Origin of the sequence: Paenibacillus turpanensis (assembly GCF_011421635.1) — a bacterium.
Classification (GTDB): Bacteria; Bacillota; Bacilli; order Paenibacillales; family YIM-B00363; genus Paenibacillus_AK; species Paenibacillus_AK turpanensis.
The window spans coordinates 1-5,339 of record NZ_WTLI01000047.1 but is presented as its reverse complement, the minus strand read 5'-3'; the positions used below and the strand labels follow the sequence as shown (position 1 = coordinate 5,339).

Here is a 5,339-nt window from a genome sequence, read left to right as displayed (position 1 = left end):
AAAAGGTTGTCTGATTTAATGTTGACTATCCAAGAAATCTATTGTATTATCCTGAATTGCAACTAATGTGATGACCTTAAATGTTGTAGTTACTATAAAAGATAAGGTGACTGTCGTAATGATATAGTAACGAAAGAATTTATTCATTATGTTTATTAATCCTTCCAATTATTGCATTGATTTCACATAACGTTGTTGTATTCACGAAATGACCCAGCCCTAGATAGCTCTTATCTTGGGCTGGGTCGTTTGTTGACTGAGCTTTCTTCCATGATTATACATCTGTCAACCAAGGGGAGAAAGCCCCGCAGCGTGAATACTGTGTTATGTGATGTATGAGCCTTCTTCGATTCATCTTTCAAAGTATCTGTGCTCTTAACCTTTCATATAAATCGTGAATAATAACTAAATCGTGACTCAATACAATTACATTTCGCTTCTCTTTAAAATGATCTATCTTTTTGGGTGTTGGATATCTACCTTCCCAATAGATTACATCAGTCAATCTCCCCAATAAATGCTTTTCATCATCACTAATTACTATATTTAATCTATTAATTTGCAACAATAGATTATGATCAAATACAGGTTGTAGGTTTCTTGATATGTATATAGATTTAATTAGCAGTTCAAAAGAATATCCTATCAGAAGCAAATAAGTTGAACTTATTCTGTCTATACTAACTGTTACTTTTGAATCAATTGAAACTAATTTCAATTCATTTTTTAGTTGGAGTTCTAATATACTAGCGCAATAAAAAAGGTCTTCTGCTTTCATTTTCCATGCATCTAAAGAGTTGCATAAATCCTTAAAGTCTAATTTCAGAGATTTTCATTCTTTTAAATAATTCTTGACGATCACCGATAATTTCTATGTCGGTCATAATGGTTGTTCCTTTCTGCTCATATTTCACATAACGTTGTTGTATTCACGAACCCTCACCGGGTTAAACGACCGAAGGGAGTGGCCGCGATGCGGTTAGTCGGTGCAGGGTTGTCCGCCTGCTTCAACCTCCTCGAAATTCCTCGGTGCGGACCAAGGGACGCAACAGCGGCCCGCAGCGTGAATGCTGTTGTTATGTGATGTCCCCGCCTTCGAAGCTTCACGTGCAATAATTCTCTATACTTTTTGTTCTTCTCTTTTCTTCACCTGTATTTCCCAGTCCTTTGCAAGGATCCATCCATTTAATCCATATGAAGACAAAATAACTATGTATTTATATTGTGATTGCTTTAAGTTCTGTTCAAGTTGAGCAGCGTCTTCATACATCATTGGCCAACCGTAATTCTTAGTTTTACTAAGGAGTTCTAAATTCTCTTCGTTCCTAAAAAAAGTATTCCAACTCATACTCATTTATAGCAAGTATGATACTGCCAGATAGTTGGTGTTCAAACATATGGCACAGAACACCATCGAAAATAACGTCAGTGTGTTCAATCAAACTTTTACTTTCATATAGAGTATGAAGAACAATTCTCTTATTATTTAAATCTATTTCATAGGATAAGATCTCGTTATCATGAACTGAGGACACTATACTCTCTCCTTTATCAGTTGCGGGGATTTCACATAACGTTCTTGCATTCACGAACCCTCACTGCCTTAAGTGACCGAAGGGAACGGCCGCGATGCGGTTAGGCAGTGCAGGGTTGTCCGCTTGATTCCTCTTCCACGAAATTCCTCGGTGCGGACACAAGGGCCGTTAGGCCCGACGCGTGAATGCGGCGTTAGGTGAAGTCCATGCCTTCCTCGAATCCCCCTAACCGCGATACTTGTTAAAATTATCTAACGTAAAAGATATTGCTGACAGCACTTTATCATCCAATTCAGTTTCGCGTCGTTTAATTAGAAATTGTAACAAACTCTCATCATGCATTCGCCATACAATATCTGCAACTTTAGCCCGAACTTTAGGACTCTTATCATTAACAGATCTCTCTAGTAGTTTAATTAGCAATTCTCGGTTCACATATCTATCAATACACGCCAATAAATTGAATCTCACAGTGGCACTCTTATCTTCAATTAGTTTAAGTGCCAGTTGACTTGCTAAGTCATACACATTACTAAGTCTCAGGATCCTGTCACCCGAGATTCCCCAAACAGAAACATAATTTGAATTAATACCAATGACAAACGGCTCTAAATCCTCTTCAGATATAGCATCCCTTTCATATATCTTGACAGAAGCATCGACAATTGATTCGAGCAATACTTGCTGTTTGATACCCTGTTCAAGAAATTTTACATGTCTCATTTGTTGTTCTTTTGAATATGTAAAAGGTGTTCCGAGTTTGCTCACCTGGTTTCTCCTTTCATTTGCATAGATTTCACCTAACGTTCTTGCATTCACGACGCCTCACCACCTTAAAGGAGCTTGGAGCCATAGGCGAAGCCGGCTCCCGACTGGGCGCGACCGCGCTTAGGTGGTGCAGGTGTGTCGCCTGAATATACTCCTCTGAATATGCTCCTGCGACCAAGGGGCCGCAAGGCCCCGCAGCGTGAATGCGGTGTTATATGAAGGTCCGGACTTCTCGATTAATCTACATTTTGTTTATAGATATCACTTCTATGTGATTACAATAAAATGTTACGTTTTCGGTCTCATAATCATTAACTTTATAATTCAGATCACACCAACCATCGTCTTTAATATCTATGATTTCAAAAGAACTTAGTTGTATTCCATAATCTGCTGTACTTGAAATGTGTAAGTTCTGAACTCCCTTGAATTGTAATGTAATTATGTAAGTATTTTTATCCTCTTTGTATTCCAATTCCATTTCTAAGATCGGTACTTCTTCATAATATTTATTATGAACTTTAAAGAAACGAAATCCAGTTATGAACTTGAATTTATAACAACTGAATGTTGTCCCAATTTCTGAAGTTATTAATTCAAAGTTTCCAATATCTTCTTCCATTTTTTCACTTTCTTTCATAAGATCTTTGAAGGTACTTCCGGACTTTCATATAACGTTGTTGTATTCACGAACCCTCACTGGCTTAAGGGGCGCCAGCCCCGGGTCCGACGGACTTAGCCAGTGAGGGTTATCTGCTGAAGTCACTTCCCCGAAATGCCTCTTGCAGACCAAGGCCCCGCCAGGGGCCGCAGCGTGAATACGGTGTTAGCAGATGTTAATGCCCTCTTCGAGTCAACTACTCAATATGTACTTTATTCTTTAGATCTTCATATGCTTCTTTCAACCATGGATGTATTACCTTTAAAGTTTCTTTTCTTTCCCATAAGTAGTTGATATATGCGAATGCCCCATGACTTAATGATTTCGATAAATTTCTGTTAAGCACTTTCAAATAAGGTGGCTCTCCTGACTGATCCCAAGCTATCTTATCAGCAACAAATAATACTTGATCAAGCAAGGTAGCATTAGCTCGTAAAGTCGTATGGCAACCAACGGCATCCAATATTTCTTGATCTGTAATACTAAAAATATCTCTTGCCATCACCATTGATATCTTCTGATGAATAATCATTGGAAATAATTCTTCTTCAGGTAAAATATCGATCTGTAATTGTTTAGATACTTCAATTCGCTCGTTACTTGGAATTACAGCACTGATATCATGCAACCAACCGGCAATTTCTGCTGCTTCAGGGTTAGCTTGAACAGTAAGTGCAATTTTTCTTGATTCCGTTCCAACATGAATACAATGTTCTGCTGTTTTCGGGCAATTGTTTGCTGTTAAAAACAAATAAACATCATTCTTTAGATCATTTGTAAATTCAATATGTTCTACGAGCTCTTTAAAAATAGAATGCATCGTCGATTCACCTTCATAAAATAATGAATTGCATTAATTTCTGCTAACGTTCTTGCATTCACGAACCCCACCGACTTAAGGCACGAAGTGCCGGCTGCGCTTGCGCAGTTAGTCGGTGCGGGTTGTCCGCCTGCCTCCACTTCTCCGAAATCCCTCTGGCGGACCGAGGGGCTCAGCCCCGATGCGTGAATGCTGTGTTATACGAAGCCACTTACTTCGAAGCATAGACTTAAAATTTCTCTAATTTTCTTCTTAATTTCTTTAGAGCATTGATTAGTTTCACTCTATTCCTCGATGATTTCATCCAATCAGGCATTCTACTTGCTACACTTTGATTTATGTTTGGCTTTTTATGTCGGTTTAAATTACTTATGTAACCCTCCAAGTAATCTAGATGCTCTTTGTTAAATGCCCAAAGTTCATGTCCACAAGCCCGTGTCCTCAAGAACAACTTACACCCATACACAATCCCATCATTTCTGCCCCACAAAGCAGCAAACAAGCCATTATGTCTTAGGTTTTTTTGAAAACCACAATTATAACAGTTAAGAATTGAGCTATCTTTCCTTAGCTTTATGCAGTGTAAACACTCAGGACACTCAAGTAACTTATCGTAGTTATAAAAAAAACCATAAACTGTCTCTCCGGTATCATGAAACATGTTTCTTCTCCTACTTCTAAGTGGTTTCGTATAACGTTCTTGCATTCTCGACGTCCCATCACCTTAAGGCCGAAGGTCGGCTGCGCTTGCGCAGTTAGGTGATGCGGATGTGTCCGCCTGATTCCTCTCCCCTGCCCACCACTTCTGGCGGACCGAGGGGGCTTGTCCCCCGATGCGTGAATGCTGTGTTATATGACGTGACCGCTTCATCGATAAACTTTCAAATATCCTCTACTTCAAATAGTTCTAAATCATTCAGTAATCTATGTATAGTTCTACCTATATAACCGTAGCTTGCTAATCCATATATATCCCTATACTCTGGCTTATGTTTAAGTTCTTCTCCAGTAGTACTGTAGTATCTCCGTGTAGTTGTACTCCAAAAGCCATAATCAAATTTATTTTTCATTTGTTCGAGAGCTATGTTTCCAATCGTCAAGTAATACCCTTTCGTCCATCCTTGATAATTAATCACAACCGGTGGAATCAATAATCCGTTTCTTTCTAACGCTTCAGCACTCGGTAGTACAGGTTTAATCGTTTTGTAATTATATATAAAAACTAGACACATCCCATTAATAAAAGGATTTTTCGACTGTATGTTTGTTTCTATAACATGTCCGCAGTAGTAAACCTCAGGAAGGGGTTGTACAACAAATACATCCCCGATTTTCGGGTTCTTTCTTGAAGCTTTCATTACAATTAATTCATTAAAGGTATCTTCTTCCAGAAAAATCACCCCATTATTCTGTTCGGTCATGTCATATAACGTTCTTGCATTCACGAACCCGCCAGGGTTGTCCGCTGATTCATCTTCCTCGTAATTGCCTCTTGCGGACCAAGGGCCGACTTCCTCGATCTACTTCTCCGCCAGCCCGCAGCGTGAATGCTGTG

General features: G+C 39.0%; 7 protein-coding genes. All 7 read right to left on the bottom strand.

Annotated elements, in window-relative coordinates; genetic code table 11:
* Positions 1–358: 358 nt before the first annotated feature.
* The 7 genes from GQS10_RS22650 to GQS10_RS22620 all read right to left on the bottom strand — a co-directional run bounded on the left by GQS10_RS22650 (position 359) and on the right by GQS10_RS22620 (position 5,229).
* Positions 359–778, bottom strand: a complete 420-nt coding sequence (locus GQS10_RS22650) for a hypothetical protein (protein ID WP_166246562.1) — start codon at positions 776–778, stop codon at positions 359–361.
* A gap of 342 nt (positions 779–1,120) precedes the next feature.
* On the bottom strand, positions 1,121–1,354 hold the full coding sequence (locus GQS10_RS22980; RefSeq protein WP_207952400.1) for a hypothetical protein: 234 nt from the start codon (positions 1,352–1,354) through the stop codon (positions 1,121–1,123).
* A gap of 406 nt (positions 1,355–1,760) precedes the next feature.
* The gene (locus GQS10_RS22640; protein ID WP_166246560.1) at positions 1,761–2,354 is read right to left on the bottom strand and encodes a HEAT repeat domain-containing protein; all 594 of its coding nucleotides are present in this window, start codon (positions 2,352–2,354) and stop codon (positions 1,761–1,763) included.
* Positions 2,355–2,544: 190 nt separating this feature from the next.
* Entirely contained in the window at positions 2,545–2,943 is a 399-nt protein-coding gene (locus GQS10_RS22635) for a hypothetical protein (RefSeq protein WP_166246558.1), read from the bottom strand.
* A 217-nt stretch (positions 2,944–3,160) separates the two neighbouring features.
* Positions 3,161–3,784, bottom strand: a complete 624-nt coding sequence (locus tag GQS10_RS22630) for an HD domain-containing protein (protein ID WP_166246556.1) — start codon at positions 3,782–3,784, stop codon at positions 3,161–3,163.
* Between the two features lie 229 nt (positions 3,785–4,013).
* Complete coding sequence (locus tag GQS10_RS22625) at positions 4,014–4,445, bottom strand: hypothetical protein (RefSeq protein ID WP_166246554.1); 432 nt, start codon at positions 4,443–4,445, stop codon at positions 4,014–4,016.
* A gap of 220 nt (positions 4,446–4,665) precedes the next feature.
* Positions 4,666–5,229 carry an Imm26 family immunity protein gene (locus tag GQS10_RS22620; protein WP_166246552.1) on the bottom strand — a complete coding sequence of 188 codons (564 nt, stop codon included), beginning with the start codon at positions 5,227–5,229 and terminating at the stop codon, positions 4,666–4,668.
* Positions 5,230–5,339 lie beyond the last annotated feature (110 nt).

Excerpts from the sequence above, each read along its gene's own strand:
- GQS10_RS22625 (WP_166246554.1), bottom strand. The coding sequence starts at position 4,445 with ATGTTTCATGATACCGGAGAGACAGTTTATGGTTTTTTTTATAACTAC.
- GQS10_RS22980 (WP_207952400.1), bottom strand. The coding sequence starts at position 1,354 with ATGAGTATGAGTTGGAATACTTTTTTTAGGAACGAAGAGAATTTAGAA.
- GQS10_RS22630 (WP_166246556.1), bottom strand. The coding sequence starts at position 3,784 with ATGCATTCTATTTTTAAAGAGCTCGTAGAACATATTGAATTTACAAAT.
- GQS10_RS22635 (WP_166246558.1), bottom strand. The coding sequence starts at position 2,943 with ATGAAAGAAAGTGAAAAAATGGAAGAAGATATTGGAAACTTTGAATTA.
- GQS10_RS22650 (WP_166246562.1), bottom strand. The coding sequence starts at position 778 with ATGAAAGCAGAAGACCTTTTTTATTGCGCTAGTATATTAGAACTCCAA.